22 protein-coding genes and 1 tRNA gene are annotated in these 25,350 nt (G+C 70.9%); 4 read left to right on the top strand and 19 right to left on the bottom strand.

The window, feature by feature from the left end; genetic code table 11:
- Positions 1–187 precede the first annotated feature (187 nt).
- The 13 genes from P3T39_RS01595 to P3T39_RS01535 form a co-directional block, all read right to left on the bottom strand.
- Positions 188–847, bottom strand: coding sequence for a protein-tyrosine-phosphatase (locus P3T39_RS01595; RefSeq protein ID WP_280695415.1), 660 nt, complete (start codon positions 845–847; stop codon positions 188–190).
- Positions 848–885: 38 nt separating this feature from the next.
- Complete coding sequence (locus P3T39_RS01590; RefSeq protein ID WP_280695393.1) at positions 886–1,533, bottom strand: L-threonylcarbamoyladenylate synthase; 648 nt, start codon at positions 1,531–1,533, stop codon at positions 886–888.
- A gap of 175 nt (positions 1,534–1,708) precedes the next feature.
- Positions 1,709–2,575 carry a peptide chain release factor N(5)-glutamine methyltransferase gene (gene prmC / locus P3T39_RS01585; protein WP_280695392.1) on the bottom strand — a complete coding sequence of 289 codons (867 nt, stop codon included), beginning with the start codon at positions 2,573–2,575 and terminating at the stop codon, positions 1,709–1,711.
- Between the two features lie 19 nt (positions 2,576–2,594).
- Positions 2,595–3,671, bottom strand: a complete 1,077-nt coding sequence (gene prfA, locus P3T39_RS01580) for a peptide chain release factor 1 (RefSeq protein WP_280695391.1) — start codon at positions 3,669–3,671, stop codon at positions 2,595–2,597.
- Between the two features lie 139 nt (positions 3,672–3,810).
- Entirely contained in the window at positions 3,811–4,032 is a 222-nt protein-coding gene (gene rpmE / locus P3T39_RS01575; RefSeq protein WP_045298777.1) for a 50S ribosomal protein L31, read from the bottom strand.
- A gap of 133 nt (positions 4,033–4,165) precedes the next feature.
- Positions 4,166–5,251 carry an LCP family protein gene (locus P3T39_RS01570; protein ID WP_280695390.1) on the bottom strand — a complete coding sequence of 362 codons (1,086 nt, stop codon included), beginning with the start codon at positions 5,249–5,251 and terminating at the stop codon, positions 4,166–4,168.
- A 139-nt stretch (positions 5,252–5,390) separates the two neighbouring features.
- On the bottom strand, positions 5,391–7,487 hold the full coding sequence (gene rho, locus P3T39_RS01565) for a transcription termination factor Rho (RefSeq protein ID WP_280695389.1): 2,097 nt from the start codon (positions 7,485–7,487) through the stop codon (positions 5,391–5,393).
- A gap of 602 nt (positions 7,488–8,089) precedes the next feature.
- On the bottom strand, positions 8,090–9,046 hold the full coding sequence (gene thrB / locus P3T39_RS01560) for a homoserine kinase (protein WP_280695388.1): 957 nt from the start codon (positions 9,044–9,046) through the stop codon (positions 8,090–8,092).
- A gap of 396 nt (positions 9,047–9,442) precedes the next feature.
- A complete protein-coding gene (thrC, locus tag P3T39_RS01555) occupies positions 9,443–10,531 on the bottom strand; it encodes a threonine synthase (protein ID WP_280695387.1) in 1,089 nt (362 codons plus the stop codon).
- An 8-nt stretch (positions 10,532–10,539) separates the two neighbouring features.
- Entirely contained in the window at positions 10,540–11,832 is a 1,293-nt protein-coding gene (locus P3T39_RS01550; RefSeq protein ID WP_280695386.1) for a homoserine dehydrogenase, read from the bottom strand.
- 129 nt (positions 11,833–11,961) lie between these two features.
- Entirely contained in the window at positions 11,962–13,353 is a 1,392-nt protein-coding gene (gene lysA, locus P3T39_RS01545; RefSeq protein WP_280695385.1) for a diaminopimelate decarboxylase, read from the bottom strand.
- A gap of 123 nt (positions 13,354–13,476) precedes the next feature.
- Positions 13,477–15,141 (bottom strand): arginine--tRNA ligase, encoded by a 1,665-nt coding sequence (argS, locus tag P3T39_RS01540; RefSeq protein WP_280695384.1) that lies wholly within the window; start codon positions 15,139–15,141, stop codon positions 13,477–13,479.
- 114 nt (positions 15,142–15,255) lie between these two features.
- Positions 15,256–15,723, bottom strand: a complete 468-nt coding sequence (locus P3T39_RS01535; protein WP_280695383.1) for a response regulator — start codon at positions 15,721–15,723, stop codon at positions 15,256–15,258.
- Between the two features lie 206 nt (positions 15,724–15,929).
- Here P3T39_RS01535 and P3T39_RS01530 point away from each other — a divergent pair.
- The 3 genes from P3T39_RS01530 to P3T39_RS01520 all read left to right on the top strand — a co-directional run bounded on the left by P3T39_RS01530 (position 15,930) and on the right by P3T39_RS01520 (position 17,317).
- Positions 15,930–16,001 (top strand) — tRNA-Arg (locus P3T39_RS01530).
- Positions 16,002–16,236: 235 nt separating this feature from the next.
- On the top strand, positions 16,237–16,572 hold the full coding sequence (locus tag P3T39_RS01525; RefSeq protein ID WP_280695382.1) for a hypothetical protein: 336 nt from the start codon (positions 16,237–16,239) through the stop codon (positions 16,570–16,572).
- 169 nt (positions 16,573–16,741) lie between these two features.
- Positions 16,742–17,317 (top strand): isoprenylcysteine carboxylmethyltransferase family protein, encoded by a 576-nt coding sequence (locus P3T39_RS01520; RefSeq protein WP_280695381.1) that lies wholly within the window; start codon positions 16,742–16,744, stop codon positions 17,315–17,317.
- 32 nt (positions 17,318–17,349) lie between these two features.
- Here P3T39_RS01520 and P3T39_RS01515 read toward each other — a convergent pair whose 3' ends face one another.
- From P3T39_RS01515 to P3T39_RS01500, 4 genes are all read right to left on the bottom strand, one after another.
- Entirely contained in the window at positions 17,350–18,366 is a 1,017-nt protein-coding gene (locus P3T39_RS01515) for a serine protease (RefSeq protein WP_280695380.1), read from the bottom strand.
- A gap of 149 nt (positions 18,367–18,515) precedes the next feature.
- On the bottom strand, positions 18,516–18,866 hold the full coding sequence (locus P3T39_RS01510; RefSeq protein WP_348534295.1) for a hypothetical protein: 351 nt from the start codon (positions 18,864–18,866) through the stop codon (positions 18,516–18,518).
- Positions 18,867–19,020: 154 nt separating this feature from the next.
- Positions 19,021–20,463, bottom strand: coding sequence for an MFS transporter (locus tag P3T39_RS01505; RefSeq protein ID WP_280695379.1), 1,443 nt, complete (start codon positions 20,461–20,463; stop codon positions 19,021–19,023).
- Between the two features lie 309 nt (positions 20,464–20,772).
- Complete coding sequence (locus P3T39_RS01500; protein ID WP_280695378.1) at positions 20,773–22,497, bottom strand: DUF885 domain-containing protein; 1,725 nt, start codon at positions 22,495–22,497, stop codon at positions 20,773–20,775.
- A gap of 250 nt (positions 22,498–22,747) precedes the next feature.
- Here P3T39_RS01500 and P3T39_RS01495 point away from each other — a divergent pair, with 250 nt between their 5' ends.
- The gene (locus P3T39_RS01495; RefSeq protein WP_280695377.1) at positions 22,748–23,659 is read left to right on the top strand and encodes a TetR/AcrR family transcriptional regulator; all 912 of its coding nucleotides are present in this window, start codon (positions 22,748–22,750) and stop codon (positions 23,657–23,659) included.
- A 97-nt stretch (positions 23,660–23,756) separates the two neighbouring features.
- Here the strand turns inward: P3T39_RS01495 and P3T39_RS01490 are convergent, their stop codons facing one another.
- Both P3T39_RS01490 and P3T39_RS01485 read right to left on the bottom strand, forming a co-directional pair.
- A complete protein-coding gene (locus tag P3T39_RS01490; protein WP_280695376.1) occupies positions 23,757–24,608 on the bottom strand; it encodes a fumarylacetoacetate hydrolase family protein in 852 nt (283 codons plus the stop codon).
- Between the two features lie 154 nt (positions 24,609–24,762).
- Positions 24,763–25,332, bottom strand: a complete 570-nt coding sequence (locus tag P3T39_RS01485; RefSeq protein ID WP_280695375.1) for a protein kinase — start codon at positions 25,330–25,332, stop codon at positions 24,763–24,765.
- Between the last annotated feature and the right edge of the window lie 18 nt (positions 25,333–25,350).

The raw sequence follows: 25,350 nt of genomic DNA, 5'->3' as shown, positions 1-25,350 counted from the left end.
GCGGCCCCAGCGGCAGAGGCCGGCCTTACAGGGGCCCGGGGAACCACAGCGGCCCCAGCGGCAGAGGCCGGCCTTACAGGGGCCCGGGGAACCACAGCGGCCCCAGCGGCAGAGGCCGGCCTTACAGGGGCCCGGGGAACCACGGCGGTTCCACGGGCAACGGTGGGCTCGTCAGGGGCGCGGGGAACTAAAAACCGCCGCAGTGGCCCGGGACGCCGGTCAGCGCCGTCACCACCGGGTCGAGCGCGTCGAATATCTCTTCGCCGCAGTTGCGGAACATCCCGATCGGCGCGCCGTACGGGTCGTGCACCTCGTCCGCCTCCGGGGAGGCTGCCAGCAGCCAGCCGCGCAGGGCGGCCGCCGAGCGGACCAGCGCACGGGCCCGCTGGGTGACCTGCGTGCCACCGCGCGGATCCGGCAGGGTGCTCGGGTCGATCCGCTGTACCAGGCGGGTGAACTCCTTGAGCGTGAAGGTGCGCAGCCCGGCCGTGTGGCCCATCGAGATGACCTGGGCGCGGTGGTCGAGGGTCGCGGTGAGCACCAGGTCGGCCTCGACCACGTGTTCGTCCAGCAGCTCACGTCCGACGAAGTCCGCGCTGTCCGCGCCGTACTCGTCCAGGACCGTCGCCGCGTGCGCCTCCATCGGCGCGCCCTCGTGGCCCCAGGTACCGGCGCTCTCGACCACGATCCGGCCTGCGGCCGCACCGCGCAGCCGGACGTCCAGCTCGTGCCGGGTCAGCCGCTCGGCGATCGGCGATCGGCAGATGTTGCCGGTGCAGACGAACAGGATCCGGAAGGTGTCCACCGGCCGGGGTGCGATGGCCAGGTACCCGGGGTACCCGGGTATGCCGGAGGCCGGACCGGCACCGTGCAGCGAGGCCGCTCTCAACTGCCGGCCTCCAGGTCCGGTACGACCTCCCTCAGCTGCTCGACGCTGACCGCGCCGGCCCGCAGCAGGACCGGGACCTTGCCCGTGACGTCCACGATGGTGGAGGCGGTGGCATGGTCGGCCGTGCCGCCGTCCAGGTAGACCGCGACCGACTCGCCGAGCTGGGCGAAGGCGTCGTCGCAGGTGGCGGGCGCCGGGCTGCCGCTCTTGTTGGCACTGGAGACGGCCAGCGGTCCCGTGCTGTTGAGCAGCTCGATGGCGACCGGGTGCAGCGGCATCCGGACCGCCACGGTGCCGCGGGTCTCGCCGAGGTCCCAGCGGAGCGAGGGCTGGTGCTTGGCGACCAGCGTCAGGCCACCCGGCCAGAAGGCGTCGACCAGTTCCCAGGCCTGCTCGGAGAAGTCGGTGACCAGGCCGTGCAGCGTGGTCGGCGAGCCGACCAGCACCGGCGAGGGCATGTTGCGGCCCCGGCCCTTGGCGGCCAGCAGACCGCCCACGGCCTCGGGGCTGAAGGCGTCCGCGCCGATCCCGTACAGGGTGTCCGTAGGCAGCACGACCAGCTCGCCGCGGCGGATCGCCGAGGCGGCCTCGCGCAGGCCCGTGGCGCGGTCCCCGGTATCGGCACAGTCGTATCGGCGGCTCATCGGTGCGCTCCCCTTCCGAGATGGCTCAGGTCAGTCCGGACAACGTGGTTCACAGCGAAGCCCTTCGGGCGGTCGTGCTCTGCCCGATCGTTCACAACGACGCCCCTCGGGCGGTCGTGCTCTGCCCGATCGTTCACAACGACGCCCTTCGGGCGGTCGTGCTCTGCCCGATCGTTCACAACGACGCCCTTCGGGCGGTTGTGAAACGCGGCCGGTTGTTGAGGTCGCGGTGGTCGGCTGCGTCCGTCCAGCCGCCCTCCTCGTTGAAGATCCACGGCACCTGCCCGCCCTGGGTGTCGGCGTGCTCGATGACGACCGCACCGCCGGGCCGCAGCAGCCGGGCCGCGACCCGTTCGATGCCGCGGATGGTGTCCAGTCCGTCCTCGCCGGAGAACAGGGCCAGTTGCGGGTCGTGGTCGCGGGCCTCGGGTGCGACGTACTCCCACTCGGTGAGCGGGATGTACGGCGGATTGCTGATCACCAGGTCGAAACGGCCGTCCCAGGAGCGGTCGTCCTCGAAGGCGCGGGTGGCGTCCCCGGCGTGCAGGGTCACTCTGGCCCGGTCGCCGCTGGCGGCGATGTTGCGGCGGGTGTACTCCAGCGCGCGCTCGTCCAGCTCGAAGGCGTGCACGGTGGAGCGCGGCAGTTCCTGCGCGAGAGCCAGGGCGATCGCGCCGGAGCCGGTGCACAGGTCCACGATCAGTGGCTCGGCGACGTCCATGTCGCGGACGGCGTTTATGGCCCACTCGACGACCGTCTCGGTCTCCGGGCGGGGCACGAACACCCCCGGGCCGACCTCGAGTTCCAGGTAGCGGAAGAACGCCCGCCCGGTGATGTGCTGCAGGGGTTCGCGCGCCTCGCGGCGCGAGATCGCCTCCCAGTAGCGGGCGTCGAAGTCGGCGTCCGCCACGGTGTGCAGCTGGCTGCGCTTGACGTTGTGGATGTACGCCGCGAGCTCCTCCGCGTCGAAGCGCGGCGACGGCACACCGGCCGCGGCCAACCGCTGGGTGGCCTGGGCCACCTCGGCGAGCAGCAGGTTCATCCGTCCGTCCCCTTTGTGCTCAGTTCTCCTGGGCGGCGGCCAGCTTGGCCGCAGCGTCGGCGTCCACGCAGGACTGGATCACCGCATTGAGGTCGCCGTCCAGGACCTGGTCCAGGTTGTACGACTTGAAGCCCGTGCGGTGGTCCGAGATGCGGTTCTCCGGGAAGTTGTACGTCCGGATCCGCTCCGAGCGGTCCACCGTGCGGACCTGGCTGCGGCGCGCGTCGGAGGCCTCCCGCTCGGCCTCCTCCTGCGCGGCGGCCAGCAGCCGCGAACGCAGGATGCGCATCGCCTGCTCCTTGTTCTGCAGCTGGCTCTTCTCGTTCTGGCAGGAGGCCACGATACCGGTCGGCAGGTGGGTGATCCGGACCGCCGAGTCGGTGGTGTTGACGGACTGGCCGCCGGGTCCCGAGGAGCGGTAGACGTCGATCCGCAGGTCGTTCGCGTGGACCTCGACCTCGACCTCCTCCGCCTCGGGCGTGACCAGCACGCCCGCCGCCGAGGTGTGGATGCGGCCCTGCGACTCGGTGGCCGGCACGCGCTGCACGCGGTGCACGCCGCCCTCGTACTTCAGCCGGGCCCAGACACCCTGTCCCGGCTCGGTGTTGCCCCTGGTCTTCACCGCGACCGAGACGTCCTTGTAGCCGCCGAGGTCGGACTCGTTCGCGTCGATCAGCTCGGTCTTCCAGCCGACCCGCTCCGCGAAGCGCAGGTACATCCGCAGCAGGTCACCGGCGAACAGCGCGGACTCCTCGCCGCCCTCGCCCGCCTTGACCTCCAGGATGACGTCCTTCTCGTCGTTGGGGTCGCGCGGGACGAGCAGCAGCCGCAGTTCCTCGGTCAGTTCGTCGCGGCGGGCCTCGGACGCCTTCATCTCGGCGATGAAGTCCGAGTCCTCCGCGGCGAGTTCGCGAGCGGCCTCGATGTCCTCCCCCGCCTGCCGCCAGGACAGGTAGGTCCGGGTGATCGGGGTCAGCTCGGCGTAGCGCTTGGCCAGCTTGCGGGCGTTCGCCTGGTCGGCGTGGACGGACGGGTCGGCCAGCCGCTCTTCGAGGGCGGCGTGCTCGACGAGGAGCTCTTCGACTGCCTCGAACATGGGATCGGCCTACTTCCGTGAGAGACGCATCGTCGTGGGTGATGCGCGGGTGACGGGCGCGGAGGAGAGACACGAACGGCGCCGACCCCGGACGCCCCCGCCGTGTACGGGGACGCCAGAGACCGGCGCCGTGTGAGCGCTAGGCCTTCGCGCTGTGCTGCTTGCCGAAGCGAGCCTCGAAGCGGGCCACGCGGCCACCGGTGTCGAGGATCTTCTGCTTGCCGGTGTAGAACGGGTGGCACTGCGAGCAGACCTCGGCGCGGATCTCGCCGCTGGTCTCGGTCGACCGGGTGGTGAACTCGGCGCCGCAGGTGCAGGTCACCTTGGTGAGCACGTACTCGGGGTGAACGTTGGGCTTCAAGGGGTTCTCCTAGTGTTCGGGAGGGCACCGGGTCGGCAGCAGGGAGCTGCTCGTGAACCGGGACCGACGGACCAGTCTGCCAGGACTGACCGCTTCTTCCCAAACCGGGTTGCCGTCCCGGTTATTCCGGGGCTCAGCCGGCCTTGCTGCTCGGCACGGCGGTGGGGCTGGAATCGGCCGGATTGACGGGCTGGGCGCTCACCACGGAGTGCGGTACGGCCTGGTCCGCCTTGATCGCGGCCCACAGCCGGTCGGCCTGCGGCTGCTGCTGGACCACCCGGTTCGGATCGGCGGGCGCGGTGCCCACGGGCAGCGTGACCATCGTCAGATCGTTCGGTCCTATCTTCTTGAGCGTGTCGGCCATGCCCACCAGCGAGTTGACCGAGGCCAGGTCGGAGTCGGTGGTGATGCTCCTGGTGAGACGGTCGGCCACCGACCAGAGCTTGGTCGGGTTGGAGGTCAGCCCGATACTGCCGATCTGCGCCGTGATCGACTTCACCATCTGCTTCTGCAGCTCGATCCGGCCCAGGTCGCTGCCGTCGCCGACACCGTGCCGGGTACGGACGAAGGCGAGCGCCTGGTCACCGCCCAGGTGGTGGTCGCCGGCCTGGAGGTCGAGACCGCTGTCCTTGTCCTTGATATTCACGGTGGTGGTTACGTTCACCCCGCCGATCGCGTCTATGAAATTCGCGAAACCGGAGAAGTCGATCTCCGCAAAGTGGTCCATCCGCAAGCCGGTGAGCTGCTCGGTGGTCTTCACCGCACAGGCCGGACCTCCGGTCTCGAAAGCGGAGTTGTACATCACGCTCTTCGCCGCCGGCACCGTCTTGCCGCTGCTGGTGAGACATTCGGGACGGGGCACCAGGGTGTCGCGCGGAATGCTCACCACACTGGCCCTGGTGTGGTCCTGGTTGATGTGGACCACCATCGCGGTGTCCGAGCGGGCGGTGCCGTCGGCGGCACCACCGGCCAGGTTCCCGTTGTTGCCACTGCGCGAATCCGAGCCCAGCACCAGCACGTTGAACGAGCCGTCGGTCGCGGCGGGCGGCCGGGCGGTGCCGAGCTGGGAGTTGATGTCCACGCTCTTGATGTTGTCGTTGAGTTTCCAGTACGCATACCCGGCGACCCCGCCGGCCAGCACGATCACCCCGGCCAGCGTGAAGACGGCGATCCGCAGCCACCTGCTGCGTCGCCTTCGATTCCTCCGGTGCTCGGCCATGTCGCCCCGTTCGTCGCCTGCAGGTCATTTCGAGCATAAGCGAACCGGATAGCCATAAGCCCTTCTCTTAAGTTCTCCTTACAATGCGGGAAAGCCCCGGACCGAATATCGGTCCGGGGCTTTCCTGTGCGACGGATCGTCAGTCGCCGGAGCCCGGCGTGGTCTTGGCGATCTGCATCAGGAACTCGGCGTTGCTCTTGGTCTGCTTCATCTTGTCCAGCAGCAGCTCGATCGCCTGCTGCGAGTCCAGCGCGTGCAGCACCCGGCGGAGCTTCCAGGTGATGGCCAACTCCTCGCTGCCCAGCAGGATCTCCTCCTTACGGGTGGAGGACGCGTCGACGTCGACGGCCGGGAAGATGCGCTTGTCCGAGAGCTTGCGGTCGAGCTTGAGCTCCATGTTGCCGGTGCCCTTGAACTCCTCGAAGACCACCTCGTCGGCGCGGGAGCCGGTCTCCACGAGGGCCGTGGCGAGGATGGTCAGCGAGCCGCCGTTCTCGATGTTGCGCGCGGCACCGAAGAACTTCTTCGGCGGGTACAGCGCGGTCGAGTCGACACCACCGGACAGGATGCGGCCGGAGGCCGGCGCCGCCAGGTTGTAGGCACGGCCCAGGCGGGTGATCGAGTCCAGCAGGATCACCACGTCGTGGCCCAGCTCCACCAGGCGCTTGGCACGCTCGATGGCGAGCTCGGCGACGGTGGTGTGGTCCTCGGCCGGGCGGTCGAAGGTCGAGGAGATGACCTCGCCCTTGACCGACCGCTGCATGTCGGTGACCTCTTCCGGACGCTCGTCGACCAGGACGACCATCAGGTGGCACTCGGGGTTGTTGTGGGTGATCGCATTGGCGATCGCCTGCATGATCATCGTCTTGCCGGTCTTCGGCGGGGCGACGATCAGACCGCGCTGGCCCTTACCGATCGGCGACACCAGGTCGATGATGCGGGTGGTCAGGACGCCCGGGTCGGTCTCCAGACGCAGGCGCTCCTGCGGGTACAGCGGCGTCAGCTTGCCGAACTCGGGGCGGTTGCGGCCGCTGTCCGGGTCCATGCCGTTGACGGAGTCCAGCCGCACCATGGCGTTGAACTTCTCCCGGCGCTCACCGTCGCGCGGCTGGCGCACGGCACCGGTGATGGCGTCACCCTTGCGCAGGCCGTGCTTGCGGACCTGGGCGAGCGAGACGTAGACGTCGTTCTGGCCGGGCAGGTAGCCCGAGGTCCGGACGAACGCGTAGTTGTCGAGGATGTCCAGAATGCCCGCGACCGGGATCAGGACGTCGTCGTCGCCGATCTGCGGCTCGACGGTAGCGCCCTCGAAGCCCTCGCGGCGGCCGCGGCCACGGCGGTCGCGGTAGCGCCCGCGGCGGCCGCGCCGGCCGTCGCCGAACTCGTCGTCCTCGAAACCGCCACCGGCCGGCTGGGCGGTCTGCTGACGGCCCTGACCGCTGTCCTGCCGGTCCTGCACGGTCTGCGGAGCCTGCTGCTGCTGGCCCTGCTGGCCACCGTCGCGGCGGTCCCGGCGGCTGCGGCGCTCACGGCGCGACTCGCGGCCGTCGCCGTCCTGCGCGGCCTGGGTCTCCCCGGCCTCCGGGCGCTCGCCGTCACGGCGCTCGCGGCGCTCACGGCGGTCGCGACGGGTCTCGGTACGGGCCTCCGCGTCGAAGGTACGGGCCTCGGCGGCCTTGCCCTCGGTACGGGCCTCAGCCCGGGTGTCGGCCTTCGGCTCGGCGGCCACGGCCGTGGTCGCCTCGGCGGCGGCCTCGGCGGTCGGGGCGCCGGCCGCGGAGGTCGCCCGACGGCGGGTGCGCTCGGCACGGGCCGGGGCGGTGGCGGTCTCGGCGGCGGCCTGGACCGGGATCTCGATCTGGGCGGTCGGCTCGGCGACGACGGCAGCGGCACGCGTGCGGCGGGCCGGCTTGGCCTCCTCGGCGGGAGCGGCCTCGGCGGCGGGCGCGGCCTTGGCGGCACGCTTGGCAGCCGGCGCGGCCGGGGCCGCGGCACCGGCGAGCAGCGGGTCTCCGCCGCTCTTCTCCTTGATGGCCTCGATCAGCTGGCTCTTGCGCATGCGTCCGGTACCGCTGATTCCAAGGGTCGAGGCGAGCTTCTGCAGCTCGGCCAGGACCAGGCCGTCCAGGCCGGCGGCGGCGGTGCGACGGCGTCGCGCCGGGGCCGCGGGGGCGGCGGCTGCGGCCGACGCCTCGGCGTCCGGGCGCGCGCCCATCAGATCGGTGGTGTCGCTCACTAAGGGTCCTTCCCTGGAGCGGACGTCGGCCTGTCTGGCTCGGCGACCGGTTGTGCTGTCCTGACCAACGCTCGACTGCGTCGGTCCGAGGCGGTGATCCCCTGAATGGCGGAGCCAGTCCGGGGAGAGCTGCGATGTGCGGTGCACTGTGGTGCGAAGTGCGCGGCGGGCCGGTCTCGTGCCGACCCCGCTGCCTGCGATACCCCGGCCCCCGTCGCGTGGCGGTACCACGGGCCCCGCCCGGCCGTGTCACTGGGGACGAGGCCGGAGGAGGGGGTCAGGTGCCGTCACGGCTTCGGGATGCGGCCGCAATCGCGCAGGCAGGCTGCGTACGCGCTGTGGCGGGCTCCCGGAGAATCGTGGTCCCGTACTTCCACACCTCACCTGGGCGGTCTGGGCCGTCTGAGTGCGGTATCGGGATCGGGACGCAGCGCACCGGGCCCCGGAGGGCATCTGGTGCAGCAATGAGATTAACACTACCGACCCCCTGACACATTCCCCAGCCCTGTTCTCGTCAATCGTGTCTGTCTCACGAATCGTGCCCCCGTGTTCCTTGAATTGCGGCATTCCCGCTGATCAACGCGTCACACACAGGGAACGTGTCACAGGCCGAGCGGCAGCACCGAGGCTCCGGCACGGTCGAGCTGCAGCCGGTGCGCGGCGAACGCAGGCCCCGCGCCGTGCCGTCGGTCGCCGGGCTCGCTCCGCGACCCGGCGAACTGCAGCAGCTTGTCGGCGCCCGCCTCGTCGGACAGGGCGAGCACGGTCGGTCCGGCGCCGGAGATGACGGCCGGGATGCCCTCGGCGCGCAGTGCGGCGACCAGGGCGGCGCTGTCCGGCATGGCGGAGGCGCGGTAGTCCTGGTGCAGCCGGTCCTCGGTGGCGGCGAGCAGCAGCTCGGGGCGCCGGGTGAGGGCCTCGACCAGCAGCGCGGAGCGCCCGGCGTTGGCGGCGGCGTCGGCGAGCGGGACGGTCCTGGGCAGCAGGCCGCGCGCCGTCTCGGTGAGCACCTCGGTGGACGGGATGAAGACGACCGGTACGACCTGCTCGGACGGCTCCAGGCGGACCGTCCTGGCCGACTCCTCGTCAGTCCACGCGATGGTGAAGCCACCGCGCAGACAGGCGGCGACGTTGTCGGGGTGCCCCTCCAACTCGGAGGCCAGGGCCAGCGCCGCGTCGTCGTCCAGGACGGACGGGCCGCCGATGGTGACGGCGCGGGCCGCGACGATACCGGCGCAGATCGCGGCCGAGGAGGAGCCCAGGCCACGGCCGTGCGGTATGCGATTGGCACAGACCACTTCGAGGCCGCGCGGCTGGCCGCCGAGCCGGTCGAAGGCGGCCCGCATCGAGCGGATCAGCAGGTGGCTCTCGTCGCGGGGCAGCGTCTCGGCGCCCTCTCCGGCGATGTCCACGGCGAGGCCGGAGTCGGCGACCCGGACCACCACGTCGTCATAGAGCCCCAGAGCGAGTCCGAAGGCGTCGAAGCCGGGGCCGAGGTTGGCGCTGGAGGCCGGGACTCGGACCCGGACGGCGGCGGCACGGAACGCAGGACCAGCCATGTGCTCGGACTCTCCTGGGGGAAGCGGGCGTTGCCGCACGAGGCGCGGCGCGTCCCAAGTGGTGGTCGGTAGCGGGCGGCCCGGTTGCGTAGGGGCCGGCGCGGGTGGGGTTACCTGGGCGGGGTCGGTGCGACAAAGCCCCGGCGGGGCGGGCGGTCACGTCATGGCGCGGCCCGCCGGGTCCAGACTATCGAAGAGAGGTTCCACAGCGGTACACCCCGCACCCCTCCGATCTGCCGTGTTGCCGGTTCTGGCCGGAAAGTGCACGGAATAGGAGGCGAAAAGACCCGGTCAATTGACACAAAAGGTGCCAGAGGACGACGCCAAGTGGGCCGACCCTCGAAAAGGTCGGCCCACTGTTGACATACTGTCAGCTGCCCTGCCGTGCGGCCGTCGTCAGCCCAGCAGCCCGAGGCGCTGCGCGGCGGCCTCCGGGTCGACCGGGACGGTCTGCGGCTGCGGCGCACCGGCCACCGCCCAGTCCGGGTCCTTCAGGCCGTTGCCGGTCACGGTGCAGACGATCCGCTGGCCGCGGTCGACCAGTCCGGCCTCCGCCTTGGCGAGCAGACCGGCCACACCGGCGGCCGAGGCGGGCTCCACGAAGACGCCCTCCTGCGAGGCCAACAGACGGTAGGCGGAGAGGATCTGACGGTCGGTCACCTTGTCGATGAGTCCGCCGGACTCGTCCCTGGCGGCGAGCGCGAAGTCCCAGGAGGCCGGGTTGCCGATCCTGATCGCGGTGGCGATGGTCTGCGGGTTCAGCACCGGGTGGCCGTCCACGATCGGGGCCGACCCGGCCGCCTGGAAGCCCCACATGCGCGGGCGCCGGGTGGCGAGGCCGTCCTCGGCGTACTCGCGGTAGCCCTTCCAGTACGCGGTGATGTTGCCCGCGTTGCCGACCGGCAGGACGTGGATGTCGGGGGCGTCGCCCAGCATGTCCACGATCTCGAAGGCGGCGGTCTTCTGACCCTCGATACGCACCGGGTTCACCGAGTTGACCAGCGCCACCGGGTACTTCTCGGACAGTTCACGCGCAAGGGTGAGGCAGTCGTCGAAGTTCCCGTCGACCTGGAGGATCCTCGCGCCGTGCACCAGGGCCTGGCCCATCTTGCCGAGCGCGATCTTGCCCTGCGGCACCAGCACGGCCGAGACCATGCCGGCGCGCACCGCGTACGCGGCCGCGGAGGCCGAGGTGTTGCCGGTGGAGGCGCAGATGACGGCCCGGGCGCCGTCCTCCTTGGCCTTGGAGATGGCCATCGTCATACCGCGGTCCTTGAAGGACCCGGTCGGGTTGGCCCCCTCGACCTTGAGGTAGACCTCGCAGCCGGTGCGCTCGGAGAGCACCTGGGCGGGGACGAGCGGCGTGCCGCCCTCCAGCAGGGTGACCACGGGGGTGGTGTCGCTCACCGGCAGGCGGTCGCGGTACTCCTCGATGAGGCCACGCCACTGGTGGGTGTGGGCGCCTCGGGCGATCACTGCGTTCATGGTGCTTCCTACTCCCCTTCAACCCGCATGATGCTGGCCACATCGCGCACGCTGTCCAGCGCGCGGAGCTTGTCGACCGTCGCCGACAGCGCGGCGTCGGTGGCGCGGTGGGTGACCACGACGAGCGAGGCGTCGCCGTCGCGGCCCTGCTGACGGACGGTGTCGATGGAGACGCCGTGATCGGCGAAGACGGACGCCACCTGGGCGAGCACACCCGCGCGGTCGTCCACGTCCAGGCTGACGTGGTAGCGGGTGACGACCTCGTCCATCGGCTTGGCCGGCAGCTTGGTGTACACCGAGTCGCCGGGACCGGTGGCACGGTTGAGCTTGTTACGGCAGACCGCCACCAGGTCGCCGAGCACCGCCGAGGCGGTCGGCGAGCCACCGGCGCCGGGACCGTAGAACATGAGGCGCCCGGCCGCCTCAGCTTCAACGAACACCGCGTTGTACGCCTCGCGGACGGAGGCCAGCGGGTGGCTGAGCGGGATCATCGCCGGGTGGACCCGGGCGGTGACGGACTCACCGTCCGCCGCGCGCTCGCAGATCGCGAGCAGCTTGACCACGCAGCCCATCGCCTTGGCGGAGGCGATGTCGGCGGCGGTGACCTCGGTGATGCCCTCGCGGTAGACCTCGGCGGCGGTCACCCGGGTGTGGAAGGCGATCCCGGCCAGGATGGCCGCCTTGGCGGCGGCGTCGAAGCCCTCCACGTCTGCGGTCGGGTCGGCCTCGGCGTAACCGAGCGCGGTGGCCTCCTCCAGTGCCTCGGAGTACCCGGCGCCGGTGGAGTCCATCTTGTCGAGGATGAAGTTGGTGGTGCCGTTGACGATGCCCAGCACCCGGTTGACCTTGTCACCGGCGAGCGACTCGCGCAGCGGGCGGATCAGCGGGATCGCCCCGGCCACGGCGGCCTCGTAGTACAGGTCCACCCCTGCCTCGGCGGCGGCCTGGTGCAGCTCGGCACCGTCCTTGGCCAGCAGCGCCTTGTTGGCGCTGACCACCGAGGCGCCATTGCCGAAGGCCGACAGGATCAGGTGTTTGGACGGCTCGATGCCGCCCACCACCTCGACGACGACGTCGATGTCGCCCCGGTTGACCAGGGCCTCGGCGTCGGTGGTGATCAGGTGCTCGGGCACACCGGGACGCTGCCGCCCAGCGCGGCGAACGGCGATACCGGCCAGCTCGACCGGCGCGCCGATCCGCGCGGCGAGGTCGTCGGCCGTCGTCGTCATGATGCGCGCCACCTCGGAGCCCACCACACCACAGCCCAGCAACGCCACCTTCAGCGGGCGCGTACGCATCATCCGACTCCGCTCTGCATTCTCGGTCTCCGCCGGGCTGTTCCCGGCGCCCGACGGTATTCGGTCATTACCAGTCTCCGGGACTTTCCGCACCGATCTACGGCAAGTCCATGATCTGAGACAAGAATTTCGTCAGCCGATATCGAGACGCAGGAGATCCTCCTCCGTCTCCCGGCGGACGATCACCCGGGCCGCACCGTCCTTGACGGCCACCACGGGGGGCTTGAGTGTGTGGTTGTAGTTGCTGGCCATCGAGCGGCAGTACGCCCCGGTGGCCGGCACCGCGAGCAGGTCGCCCGGCGCCACGTCGGCGGGCAGGAAGGCGTCCTTGACCACGATGTCACCGGACTCGCAGTGCTTGCCCACCACCCGGACCAGCATCGGCTCGGCCTCGCTGGTGCGCGAGACCAGCGCAACGGAGTACTCGGCGTCGTAGAGCGCGGTGCGGATGTTGTCCGACATCCCGCCGTCCACGCTGACGTACGTCCGCAGGCCCGCCAGCGGCTTGACCGTGCCGACCTCGTACAGCGTGAACGCCGTCGGGCCGACGATCGCCCGGCCCGGCTCCACACTGAGCCGGGGGACGCCCAGCTCGGCGGCCCGGCACTCGCGGCGGACGATCTCGGCCAGCGCGGCGGCGATCTCGGCGGGCTCGCGCGGGTCGTCCTCGCTGGTGTACGCGATGCCGAGGCCGCCGCCGAGGTCGATCTCCGGCAGCTCGACCCCGTGCTCGTCCCTGACCTGGGCCAGCAGACCGACCACCCGGCGGGCGGCCACCTCGAAACCGGCCATGTCGAAGATCTGCGAGCCGATGTGCGAGTGGATGCCGCGCAGCTCCAGGCTCGGCCGCGCCAGTACCCGGCGGACGGCCTCGGCGGCTGCGCCACCGGCCAGTGAGAGCCCGAACTTCTGGTCCTCGTGCGCCGTCGCGATGAACTCGTGGGTGTGCGCCTCGACCCCGACCGTCACCCGGATCAGCACCGGCTGCCGCACGCCGTTCAGCTCGGCGACCCGGGCGAGGCGCTCGATCTCCTGGTAGGAGTCGACCACGATGTGCCCGACGCCCGCCTTGACGGCCTGCTCCAGCTCGTACGGCGACTTGTTGTTGCCGTGCAGCGCGATCCGGTGCCCCGGCATCCCGGCGGCCAGCGCCACGGCCAGCTCGCCGCCGCTGCACACGTCGACGTTGAGTCCCTCCTCGTGCAGCCAGCGGACAACCGCCTTGGAGAGAAAGGCCTTGCCCGCGTAGTACACGTCCGCCTGCTCGCCGAAGGCCTCCCGCCAGGCGCGGGCGCGGGCGCGGAAGTCCTCCTCGTCCATGACGTACACCGGGGTGCCGAACTCGGCCGCGAGCGCCTTCACATCGAGGCCGCCGACGGTGGCCACGCCCCCGGCGTCGCGGGCCACGGTGCGGGACCAGACCTTGGGGTCGAGGGCGTTCAGATCGCTCGGCGGGGCCTGGTAGTGGCCCTCGGGCAGCACGTCGCCGTGGCGCGGACCTGCGGGGTGTGCGGAGCGGCTCATCTCGGCTTCTCTTCCTGGGACTTGCTTGGTTCTGCCGGCTTGGTCGACCACGTCTGCTTATGGAAAGGGGCGGTGACAGCCCGACCGGACTGTCACCGCCCCCGTGCCGTGCGAGGGTCTCGGCTACATCCGCTCGGGCGCGGATACGCCGAGCAGGGCCAGTCCGTTGGCCACCACCGTTCGCGTGGCGTCGGCCAGCCAGAGCCGGGCGCGCGTGAGGTCCGTGACCTCCTCGTCGCCCTTGGGCAGGATCTGGCAGTTGTCGTAGAAGCGGTGGTACTTGCGGGCCACGTCGTCCTCCAGGTACCGCGCCACGTGGTGCGGCTCGCGCAGCTCGCCCGCCTTGGCGACGACCCGTGGGAAGTCGGCGAGGGCGCCCAGCAGTTCGGACTCCCACTCGGTGGCGAGCAGCTCCGGCTTGAAGTCCTCGGCCGAGCCCTTGGTGATGCCCATGCTCTCGGCCTTGCGCTGCACGCCGCACATCCGGGTGTGCGCGTACTGGATGTAGAAGACCGGGTTCTCGCTGGTCTGGCTGGTCAGCACGTTGACGTCGAGGGTGATCGTGGAGTCCGTGGAGGAGCGCGCCAGGGTGTACCGGGCGGCGTCCACGCCGATCCAGTCGACCACGTCGTCGATGGTGATGATGTTGCCGGCCCGCTTGGACATGCGGACCTCTTCGCCGTCGCGAAGCATCTTCACGAACTGGCCGATCTTCACCTCGATGTTGCGGTTCATGTCGTCGCCCGCGCAGGCCGCGATGGCCTTGAGGCGGTTGACGTAACCGTGGTGGTCGGCGCCGAGCATGTAGACCGAGACCTCGCTGCCCCGGTCCCGCTTGCTCAGGTAGTACGCGGAGTCGGCGGCGAAGTAGGTGATGTCGCCGTCGGCCTTGACCAGGACCCGGTCCTTGTCGTCGCCGAAGTCGGTGGTGCGCAGCCAGATCGCACCGTCCTGCTCGAAGACGTGGCCCTGCTCGCGCAGCCGGTCGATCGCCTTCTCGATGGCGCCGGAGTCGTGCAGCGACTTCTCCGAGAACCACACGTCGAAGTGCGTGCCGAACTCGTCCATCGAGCGCTTGATCTCGGCGACCATCAGCTTGAGGCCCTGCTCGCGGAAGACCTGGAGCTGCTCGTCCGCCGGAAGGTCGAGCACACCGGGGACGGCGTCGGTGATCGCCTTGGCGATGTCCACGATGTACTCGCCGACGTAGCCGTCGGCCGGGACGGGCCTGCCGTTGGCCGCGGCCTGGAGCGAGGCGGCGAACTTGCTGATCTGCACGCCCGCGTCGTTGAGGTAGTACTCCGTGGTGACCTCGGCGCCGGTGGCCCTGAGGATGCGCGCCAGGGAGTCGCCGACGGCCGCCCAACGGACGCCCCCGATGTGGATCGGACCCGTCGGGTTCGCCGAGACGAACTCCAGGTTGATCTTCAGGCCCTTGAGCGCCTCGTTTCGGCCGTACGCCTCGCCCGCGTCGACGACGGTACGGGCCAGCTCGCCGGCGGAGGCCGCGTCCAGAGTGATGTTCAGGAAGCCGGGCCCGGCGATGTCGACCTTCGCGATGCCGGTGAACTCTCGCAGGCGGGCGGCCAGCAGTTCGGCCACGGCTCGCGGCGGCCTGCCGGCCGGCTTCGCGAGTTGGAGGGCCACGTTGGTCGCGTAGTCGCCGTGGTCCCTGTTCTTGGGCCGCTCGACCGTCACGTGCTCGGGCACGGCGACGGCCAGCTCGCCCGCCTCGACGGCGGCGCTCACTGCGGCCTGGACTGCCTGGGAAAGCTCTGCGGGGGTCACGACGCCAAGCGTAGGCGAGAGGGGCCGCGGCCCCGTACCGGGTTTACCGTTTGAGACGGCCGCGTCGCACCCGCGGGCCCGTTCGGTGCCTCTGCCTGACCTTCCCGTCGCCACTCACGGGAGGTCTGTTCGCCTGGAGCGAAACTGCCCTGCGCTCTCGCCGAAGCCGTACGCGAAACCGCCGGGACCGCCCGAGCCTCCGGCGTCACGCAGCGCCATCAACCGCCGCACCAGCGCCACCAGATCGGCCGGGTCGAAGGGCTTGCCGAGATAGCCGTCCACCCCCACCGACTCCCCCCGGTCCAGGTCGGCCGGGGTGCAGGCGCTGACGATCGCGATCGGCAGCCGGCTGGTGGCCGGGGCCGCCCGGAGCCGGGCCGCCGTACGGAGCCCGTCCAGTCTGGGCATGACCACGTCCAGTGTCACGACGTCCGGCTTCACCCGGCGGACCACTTCCAGACACTCGGCCCCGTCGGCGGCGGTCACCACCTGGAAGCCCTCGAGCTCCAGGTTGACTCTGATCAGCTGGCGGATCACCTCGCTGTCATCCACCACGAGGACCCGCCCGGACGTCCCGGACACCTCACCGAGGGTAGCCGCGCACGCACCTGCCCGTCCGCCCTTTTCCGGACTTGCACCACCCCGCCCGCCCACCGCCCGCCACCCCGTCGCCACCCCGTGTCGAAACCCGTGCACGGACCACGCGCCCGGCCTGGTAGTGTTCTCTTCGTCGCAGCAAGCAAGGCACAGCAGGCAAGTCGCAACAGGCGGGCAGCGGCACCAAGCAGGCCCCCGTAGCTCAGGGGATAGAGCACCGCCCTCCGGAGGCGGGTGCGCAGGTTCGAATCCTGCCGGGGGCACTTCGCAAGAAGTGCAAGACAGGCCCAGATAAGCGGAGTTGGTCCGCTGATCTGGGCCTTCGTCATTTCCCACGCCGTTTCCCCTTCGGGCTCGGGCGGCGGCGTTTCCCGGTCGCCCCGGGTTGACTCTGCCGATGGGAAACGGTCAACCCGTGTGAGCGCAGCGGGAGTCGGCTAGGTCTGGAGCACCGAGCATCGGCGAGATCCGCCGTCGGGAACCAGGAAGGAAGATCCCATGCGCTCTCCCATCCGCAGGGCCGTCGCCGCGCTGGCCGTCACCGCCGCCGTGGGCGGCTTCGGCGTCACCGACGCGGTGGCGGCACCGTCCGCCCCTGCCGCGGTCAGGGCTCCGGCCGGGCCGATGGACACCGATCCCTCACCCAGCTGCAACGACAACAACAACACCGTCCCGTGCTGGGAGTACCAGACCTGGTACTGGACGTACGAGAACTGCAACAACGCCGGTCCTGGCCGGGTGAGTTCCAGCGGCGGCCGGTACGACCACTGGGTCTGCGTGCTGACCGGCAACGGCGTCGGCGTCGGGCTCTGGCTGCACAAGGTCCGCGACTGAGACCCTCCGGCAATGGGGCGGCCTGAGACCGGGCGTGGGCCGGCCGCACCGGCGGGCCCCCGCTCCACCGTGAAATCCACCCCCGCGTGGAGCCCCTCCACCCGGCCTCGGTGAGACCTTCGAAGCACTCGCCCTGATGGGCGTCCCAGCTCCGGAGAGGGGTTCGGTCATGGTGGACTGGGTGCGATCGGCCTTCACTGTCACGCTGTGGGTGTGGCTGGCCGCGGAGGTGCTGCTACAGGCCCGCCAACTGCGGCACAGCGGGCGGACGAAGAGCACCGAGTGGCGGAGTCTGCTGGTCTTCGTCGTCCTGGGGGCCGGGGTGGCGGTCCTGGCCGGACCGCTCGGGCGGGCGGTGCCAGCCCTGTCCTACCCAGTGGGCGGGGTCCTGGCGGCGGTCATGCTGGTGCTCACCTGGGCGGGGATCGGCCTGCGGCTGTGGTCGATCCGCACCCTGGGGCGGTACTTCCGGGGCACCGTGCACATCCAGGAGGGCCACCGGGTGGTCGACTGGGGCCCGTACCGCCTGGTGCGGCACCCCGCCTACACCGGGGCGCTGCTCGCCGGGACGGCGGCTGCGGCGACGTTCGGCAACGCGGCTTCGTGGCTGCTGGTGACCGGGGGCCTCGGCCTGGCCGTCGGCTACCGGATCCGGGTGGAGGAGCGGGTGCTCTCCCTGGCCCTCGGCGAGGCGTACACCTCCTACGCGGCCCGGACCCACCGGCTGGTTCCCGGCATCTGGTGATGCCGGGGCCGGCCGGTGGGCCGGGGCTGCCGTCAGGAGTTGTCGGCGACGGCCCGCTGGTAGAGCGCTCCTATGGTCTGCTGGTCGAAGGTGGCGCTGTAGGAGATGTCGTCGGTGTCTCCACCCTGCTGGTAGCCGCCGATGACGCCGATCACCTCGTTGGTGTCGGTGTCGATCCACGGGCCGCCGCTGGTGCCGCCGGGGAACGAGGGGCAGTTGATGCGGCGCTGGTGGTCGTCCTGACGGGTGGTGGCGTTGGTGCAGAGGATGGGTTCCTCGGTGTTGGCGGGGTAGCCGTAGAGGCGTACCTGCACACCGAAGTCGGTGCCGAGGCCGATGGTGTTGGCACCGACGACGTCCTCGATGTCACGGCCGTTGTTCTGGGCGACCTGGAGGATTGCGAAGTCCTCGTCCACCGAACCGTTCTGGCTCCACCCGCTGGTGTTGTAGAGCTTGGTGACCTGCCAGGTACCGAACGGGGTCTTGCCGTCGCGGTAGCCGGGTGCGAAGTAGAGGTTGTCGGTGTTGCCGACGCAGTGGGCGGCGGTGAGCAGCAGGTTCTTGCTGTTGCTGTGCACCACGCTGGCGCTGCAGAAGTGGTTGCCTGCGGGGGCCGAGCCGCTGTAGAGGGCGCCGACCCTGGACGACTCGTCGCTGATGGGGGCGACGGTGGTGGTCCCGGGGGCGGGACCGAGCGACGAGACGTCGTCCTGGCTGTCGGCGGATGCGGACGGCGTGTCCGGGGCGGACGGCGATGCGGAGGCCGATGCCGAGGCCGACGGATCAGGACTGCTCGCGGACGCGGACGCGGACGGCGTGCCGGCCGCAGCAGGGGTGGCGGACTTGTCGGGACTGCTGCTCGCCGACGCCGACGGCGTACGGGCCGCGGGGGCGGCGGCCCGGGGCGCGGCACTGTGGGACGGGTCGGCCAGGATGCGGTGACCGAAGGCGGTGGTCTCGCTGGTGAGGCTGGTGGCGCCCGCTATGGCAGCAGCCGTGCCGAGGACGAGGACGAGGAGGGTGGTCAGCGCCAAGGGGCGACGGTTCATGCGCCGGCCTGTCCTTCGATGACGGCTCATCAAGTAGGTCACTCCTGCCCAGCATACGGTTCGCCACACGCTCGGTACTGCGCGCATGTTCCGACTATGAGCTGATCAACTGGAAATCCTGTGATCCTATGCTGGGAATGATGTGAGAATCACCGGTCCGGCTCCGGCCGGACGAGGTCCCGGTACTCCCTCAGGGCCTCGGCCGAGATGAACTCGGTGTGGGTGCCCGCCGGGGAGACGAGGTGGCTGAAGGCCAGGCCGTGCCTGGCGTACTCGGCCAGGATGAGCTCCGCCTGCGGGTCCTCGCCGAGGAAGTCGATGAACCTGGTGCGCAACCCGAGGTGGTGGCAGCCGAGGGCGACGCCGTTGCCGGTGTGGGCGACGTAGTCGCGTACGGGTGCGACACCGACGGAGTCGGCGTCGGGGATCTCCAGTCTCTCGACGCGGAGGACGGTGTCGACGCCCGCTCCCCCGACGACCAGGATGTCGTACTCGTGCACTCAGCCCTCCCCGGCCTGTCGGTCCGGGGAGAGTCAATCACGGGGAGAGTCAATCAGCGGAGCGGCGGACAGGGCAATCACTTGCGGGAGCTTTCCGCAAGGGATTGCCCCGGTTGTGACCCTCCGGCAATCGGCGGGTCCAACACCCTCCGGGTCAGGCGATCGCCCGGGCGGTGGATTCGGCGCCCTCCGCGTCGGCTGCCCCGCCCGGCCCGGGCCGGTGGTCGACCACCAGGAAGGCGATCACCGCGGCGAGCAGCAGGATTCCGACGGCGACGGTGGTCGCGACCGCGTAGCCGTGCACCGCGCCCCGGGCCCGGATGAACGGGTCGGCGGCGTTGCGGGTGACCAGGTAGGCGGTGGTGGCACTGGCGGCGATGGTGTTGAGGAGGGCGGTGCCGATCGAACCGCCCACCTGCTGGGCGGTGTTGAGGGTGGCGGAGGCCGCACCGACCTCGTGCCGGGCGACCCCCAGGGTGGCCAGGCTCATCGAGGGCATGAAGACCAGGCCCATGCCGGCGCCGAGCAGGATCTCGGCGGGCAGCACCATGCCCGCCCACGGACTGTCGACCTTCATCTGCGTCAGCCAGGCCATGCCGCAGGCGGCCAGCAGCAGCCCGGGGACGATCAGGTTCCTGGTCGGCACTCTGGTCATCAGGCGGGCGGCGATCCCGGTGGAGCTCAGCACGATGGCGGCGGTCATCGGGAGGAAGGAGACCCCGGCCCTCACCGGCGAGTAGTGCTTGACCACCTGTAGGTAGTAGGTCAGGAAGAGGAACAGGCCGAACATGCCGATCACCGCGAGGCCGACGGAGAGGGCGGCGCCGCCCCGGTTGCGGTTGCCGACGATGTGGGTGGGCAGCAGGGCGTGGGCGGTGCGCCGCTCGACCAGGGCGAAGAGGGTGAGCAGGGCGGCGCCGCCCAGGAGGCAGCCGAGCACCAGCGAGTCGCTCCAGCCGCGCGAGGATGCCTCCGAGGTGCCGTACACGATGGTGAGCAGTCCGCCGCAGCCGAGGACGGCGCCGCGCAGGTCCAGCTTCACCCGGTGGCTCTTCTCGATGTGGTCGCGCCGCAGCAGGTAGAAGGCGGCGAGCGCGGCGGCGACGGCGATCGGGACGTTGACGTACAGGCACCAGCGCCAGTCGAGGTACTCGGTGAGCAGGCCGCCGGAGATCAGGCCGATCGCGGCGCCGCCGCCCGCGATGGCGCCGTAGATGCCGAAGGCGGTGCTGCGTTCCCTGGGGTCGGCGAAGGTGTTGGAGAGCAGGGACAGGGCCGAAGGGGCGAGGACCGCGCCGAAGGCGCCCTGGAGGGCGCGGGCCGCGAAGAGCATGCCGGGGTCGACCGCGGCGCCGCCGATCGCGGAGGCGAGCGCGAAGCCGAGCAGACCGACGGTGAAGGTCCGCTTGCGGCCGAAGAGGTCGCCGATCCGGCCGCCGAGGAGCAGCAGACCGCCGAAGGCGAGGGTGTAGGCGGTGATCACCCACTGCCGGTTGCCGTCGGAGATGCCCAGGTCCCGCTGGGCCGATGGGAGCGCGATGTTCACGATGGTCGCGTCGAGCACGATCATCAGCTGGGCGATGGCGATCACCGCCAAGGTCCACCATCGGCGTTGGTCCGCCGAACCGTCGGGAGTATGCGGAACCTGTAGGGATGGCACCGTGGGCCGCCTTCCGTCGAGGGAGTGGACGTGGCGTGCGCAGCGCCGTCTCAGCAGCGCTCTCTCAAGGGAAGCTCGCGGATCCGCGATCGGCAAGGAAACGCCGGTGAGTTTGTATGGATTTTGGGACTACGGCCCTGGTCCCGCCCGGTGGTTGAGTCCGGAGGCCGAGTCCGTCGGTTCCCACCGAGACCGGGACCGACGGCGTGCGCCGGGCCCGATCTCGGGTACGGGACGAGCACGGGATCAGAGCGCGCTGAGCTCCTCGACCAGGTCGTCGAGACCGAGCGAACCCTGGGAGAGGGCCGCCATGTGCCAGGCCTTGAGGTCGAACTCCTCGCCACGGGCCTCGGCACGGCGCCTGGCCTCGGCACGCCCCTGAAGCCAGGCGCGCTCGCCCAGCTTGTAGCCGATCGCCTGGCCGGGCATGCCGAGGTAGCGGACCAGCTCGCTGTCCAGGAAGTCGGCGGAGAGCCCGCAGTACTGCCCGAAGAACTCGCGGGCGCTGTCCGGCAGCATCGGCTCGCCCGGCAGATACGGGGAGTCGGCCGGGAAGTCCAGGCCCGCGTGCATGCCGATGTCCACGATCACCCGCAGCGCGCGCATCATCTGCGCGTTGAGGTAGCCGAGGCGGTGGCCGGGGTCGGTGAGGTAGCCGAGCTCGTCCATCAGGCGCTCGGCATACAGCGCCCAGCCCTCCAGGTTGGCGCTGACGCCGCCGACGGTGACCTGGTAGGTGGAGAGCCGGTCGGCCATGTACGCCCACTGCGCGAGCTGGAGGTGGTGGCCGGGCACACCCTCGTGGTACCAGGTGGACACCAGGTCCCAGACCGGGAAGCTCTCCCGGCCGAGGGTGGGCAGCCAGGTGCGGCCCGGGCGGGAGAAGTCCAGCGAGGGCGCGGTGTAGTACGGCGCGGCGGCGCCGCCGACCGGCGCGAGGCGCGACTCGACCTTGAGCAGCGGGTCCGCCAGGTCGAAGTGGGCGCCCTGGAGGTCGTTGATCGCCTGGTCCATCAGGCCCTGGAGGTAGTCGCGGACGTTCTCCTCGCCCTTGATCGCCGGCCCGTCGGTCTCCAGCCACTTCATGGCCTGCATCGGGGTGGCACCGGGCTGGACCTTCTCGGCCTCGGCGCGCATCTGCGCGTCCAGCTCGTGGAACTGGCTCCAGCCCCAGCGGTACGCCTCGTCCAGGTCCAGCTGGGCACCCGTCCAGTAGCGGACCCACCGGGTGTACCGCTCACGGCCGACGGCGTCGGTGGTCCGTGCGGCGGCCGGCCCGTAGACGTCGCGCAGCCAGTCGCGGAACTCGGCGATGGCGGCGGACGCCTCGACGGCGGTGGCGGCCATGGCGTCGCGCTGCGCCTCGGGGGCGTCCTGGACGAAGGTGCCGAACCAGCCGCCGGGGACGTCGCCCTCCAGCCACTCGGCGATCTGGCCGACCATCGTGGTGACCTGGCGCGGGCCCGCCAGCAGGTCACGGGCCATACCCTCGGTGAGCAGCTCGCGGTACTGCCGGACCGCCAGCGGGATACGGGCCAGACGACGGCCGACGATCTCCCACTGCTCGTCGGTGTCGGTGCTCATCAGGGTGAAGACGTCGCGCACATTGTGCAGCGGCGAGCCGAGGTTGCGGACGGCGCGGAAGTTCTCGCCCGCATCGTGGACGGCGAGTTCGGCGGTGAGCCGCTCGCGCAGCAGCCGGGCGCAGCGGCGCTCGGCCTCGTCCAGGGCGGTCCCGGAGGACTCGGCTGCGGCCTCGGCGGCGTCCAGCCGGGCAAGGGTGCGACGGGCGAGGTCGGCCTGTTCCTCGTGACCGGCCGGGGAGAGATCGGGAAGCCGGTCGTCCTCCGGGTTGAGCCCGAGTTCGACGCCGATCAGCGGGTCGAGCTCCGCGAGGGCGTGAACGTAGGCGTCGGCGATGCGACGGGGAGTGGCGCCGTCTGCATGGGAGTTGATCAGTTCTGCAACCATCCGGCCATCTTTTCGCAGCTGAACCGGTTTTCAAGCCTGTTTTGGACGATGCTTGACCAGCCGACCGCCGCAGGGTCCTAAAGGTCCGCCGGGACCGCCGGGTTCGCCGCGAGATCGGGGTGCCGCCGGGCCCTTCCGCCCTGCAATGGGTGATACCTGACGGTTTGCCGGAAGAAGCCGCCGAGGAGGAGACCGGGCCGTGCACACCGGCCAGGAGTCGATCGACGTGACGGCCATTACGCTGGCGCGCATGGCAGCCAGCTCAGCGATCACTCCCGACTCCGCGGCCGAGGCCGACGCTCCCCGTCCGGCCCTCGGCCCGACGACGATGCCAACGGCGGGCGGTGGTGCGGCAGCACATACAGGTGGTGCGGTCAGCCGGGCAGGCGCGGACAATACGACGCGCGCCGGGGGCTCGGCGGACAGCGCGAGCGCTGAACCTCGGGCTCGGCGCTCGGGGTACCGGCGGCTGCCGGTACAGCAGCGACGCGAGCAGCTGATCGCCGTCGCACTGGAGCTGTTCAGCACCCGCCCACCGGAGGAGGTCGGCCTGGACGACGTGGCCGAAGCGGCCGGCGCGTCCCGACCGCTCGTCTATCGCTACTTCAGCGGCGGCAAACAGCAGTTGTACGAGGCCGCGCTGCGCAGTGCGGCCGAGGATCTGACCAACAGCTTCTCGCTGCCCGCCGAAGGCACCCCCACCGAGCAGCTGTCCTCGGTGCTGGACCGGTACTTCGGCTTCGTCGCCGAACACGGCACCGGCTACGGCGCGTTGCTGCGCGGTGGTTCGGTGGTCGAGACCGCGCGGACCTCGGCAATCGTGGACGAGGTGCGGCGGGTGGCGCTCCGCCGGACGCTGCGCCATCTCGGCGTACGGGAGGCGGGACCGAGGCTGACGCTACTGGTGCGCTCGTGGATCTCGGTCGTGGAGGCGTCCGCACTGAGCTGGCTGGACGAGGGGCGGCAGATCCCGAAGGAGTCGCTCTGCGCCTGGCTGGTGGACGAGTTCGTGGCGATGAGCGCGGCGACGGCCGTGCACGACGGGCAGACCGCCGAGGTACTGGCGGGGCTGCTGGCGCTGGAGTCCGCGGACGGTCCTGCGGCGGCAATGGTGGTGCGGCTGGGCAGGCTGCGGGTCGGGCCCCCGACGGCCCGGCGGTAGCACTCGGCGGCGCTCGCTCGTAGTCGGCGGCGGAGTTCGCTCGGGCTCCCGACCCCCGTGCCAAGGGTCGGGCGTGCCATGAGGCGCTTCGGGGCCGCTACGCCCGGCCGAGCACCTGACGCTGGCGGCCGAGGCGCTCGACCTCGAGCTCGACGACGTCGGCGGGACGCAGGAACGGCGTGCCCGGGTGGCCGAGGGTGACACCCGCGGGCGTACCGGTGATGATCACATCGCCCGGCTCCAGCACCGTGAACTGGCTGACATAGCGGACGATCTCCAACACCGGGAAGATCATCACCGCCGTGGTGCCGTCCTGCCGCAGCTGCCCGTTGACCCAGAGCCTCAGGCTGAGCTTCTGCGGGTCGCCGACCTCGTCTGCGGTCACCAGCCAGGGCCCCAGCGGCGTGAAGGTCTCGGCGGACTTGCCCTTGTCCCACTGACCGCCGCGTTCCGTCTGGAACGCGCGCTCGGTGACGTCGTTGGCCGTCGCGTACCCCGCGATCACGGCCGCCGCCTCCTCCTGGCCCGCCAGGTAGCGGGCGGTGCGGCCGATCACGATCGCGAGCTCGACCTCGTAGTCGGTCTTCTCGCTGCCGCGCGGCACCAGGACCTCGTCGTTCGGACCGACGACGGTGCTGCTCGGCTTGAGGAAGATCACCGGCTCGGCAGGCTCCTGGGCGCCCGCCTCCGCGGCGTGGCAGGAGTAGTTGAGACCGATCCCGACCACCTTGCCGGGCCGGACCACCGGGGCGCCGACCCGCAGGCCGTCGATGTCCGTCAGCGGCAGTTCACCCGCCGAGACGGCCCGGTCCAGCTCGGCCGGGTCCAGCCCGGCGAGGAACGGCCCGTCGATGTCCGGAGTCCGCCCGGAGAGGTCGTACGCGGCGCCGTCCCGGCCCAGTACCACCGGGCGCTCGGCACCCGGGGGACCCACACGGAGGAGCTTCATTGCCCATCACCACCTGGTTCGTCGCATGTCACCGGGGAGGCCGCACACCTCTCCCGTCATATGCATGAGAGGTATATCAACGCCACCACCAACGAACCAGAGGTGCGATCTCGGCGAATTCCTATCAATCCATCCAAGCGGCCGAGGTGACGAATCAGGTGCCCATACGGTTGACAAGGTGCGGCAGAGCTGCGCATGCCTCCGGCAGTGCAGAGGACCGCCGGAGGCATGCCCCTGCCCAGCCGGCCACCAGGTCCGCGAGCTGGCCGACCGGCACGCCCGTCGCAGGCGCCAGGGCCCGCTCGAACCGGTCGAGGTCGCGGGCGGCGGCCTCGCCGAGCGGGCCGTCGAGGCCGGTCGCCAGCCGAGTGCGACGGCCAGGTCGGGCGTACCCGCCTCGGGACAGCGAGCGCCCGGTGACCAGCTCCATCACCATGTAGGGCTCGGGCGGCGACCTCGGGAAGTCGTACAGGGTGACGATGCTCCGGTGGTTGAGCCTGGCCACCGCGATCGCCTCGTCCCGGAAGCGCCGCAGATCGCGCGGATCGGCGGCGTACCGGTCCGCGAGCAGCTTGACCGCGACCTCACGCGCCAACTGCTGGTCGTACGCCCGGAAGACCACCCCGAAGCCGCCCCGGCCCAGCTCGCCGATCAGCTGGTACCTGCCGTCCAGATCAGCTGGTACCTGCCGTCCAGTACGTCCCGGCCCGCATCGCTCCCCCACCGCCGACACCCGGGTGCC

The organism is Kitasatospora sp. GP82, assembly GCF_029892105.1.
Lineage (GTDB): Bacteria > Actinomycetota > Actinomycetes > Streptomycetales > Streptomycetaceae > Kitasatospora.
Note: the sequence above shows the minus strand (reverse complement) of the source record. Positions and strands in the feature narration are given on the sequence as shown.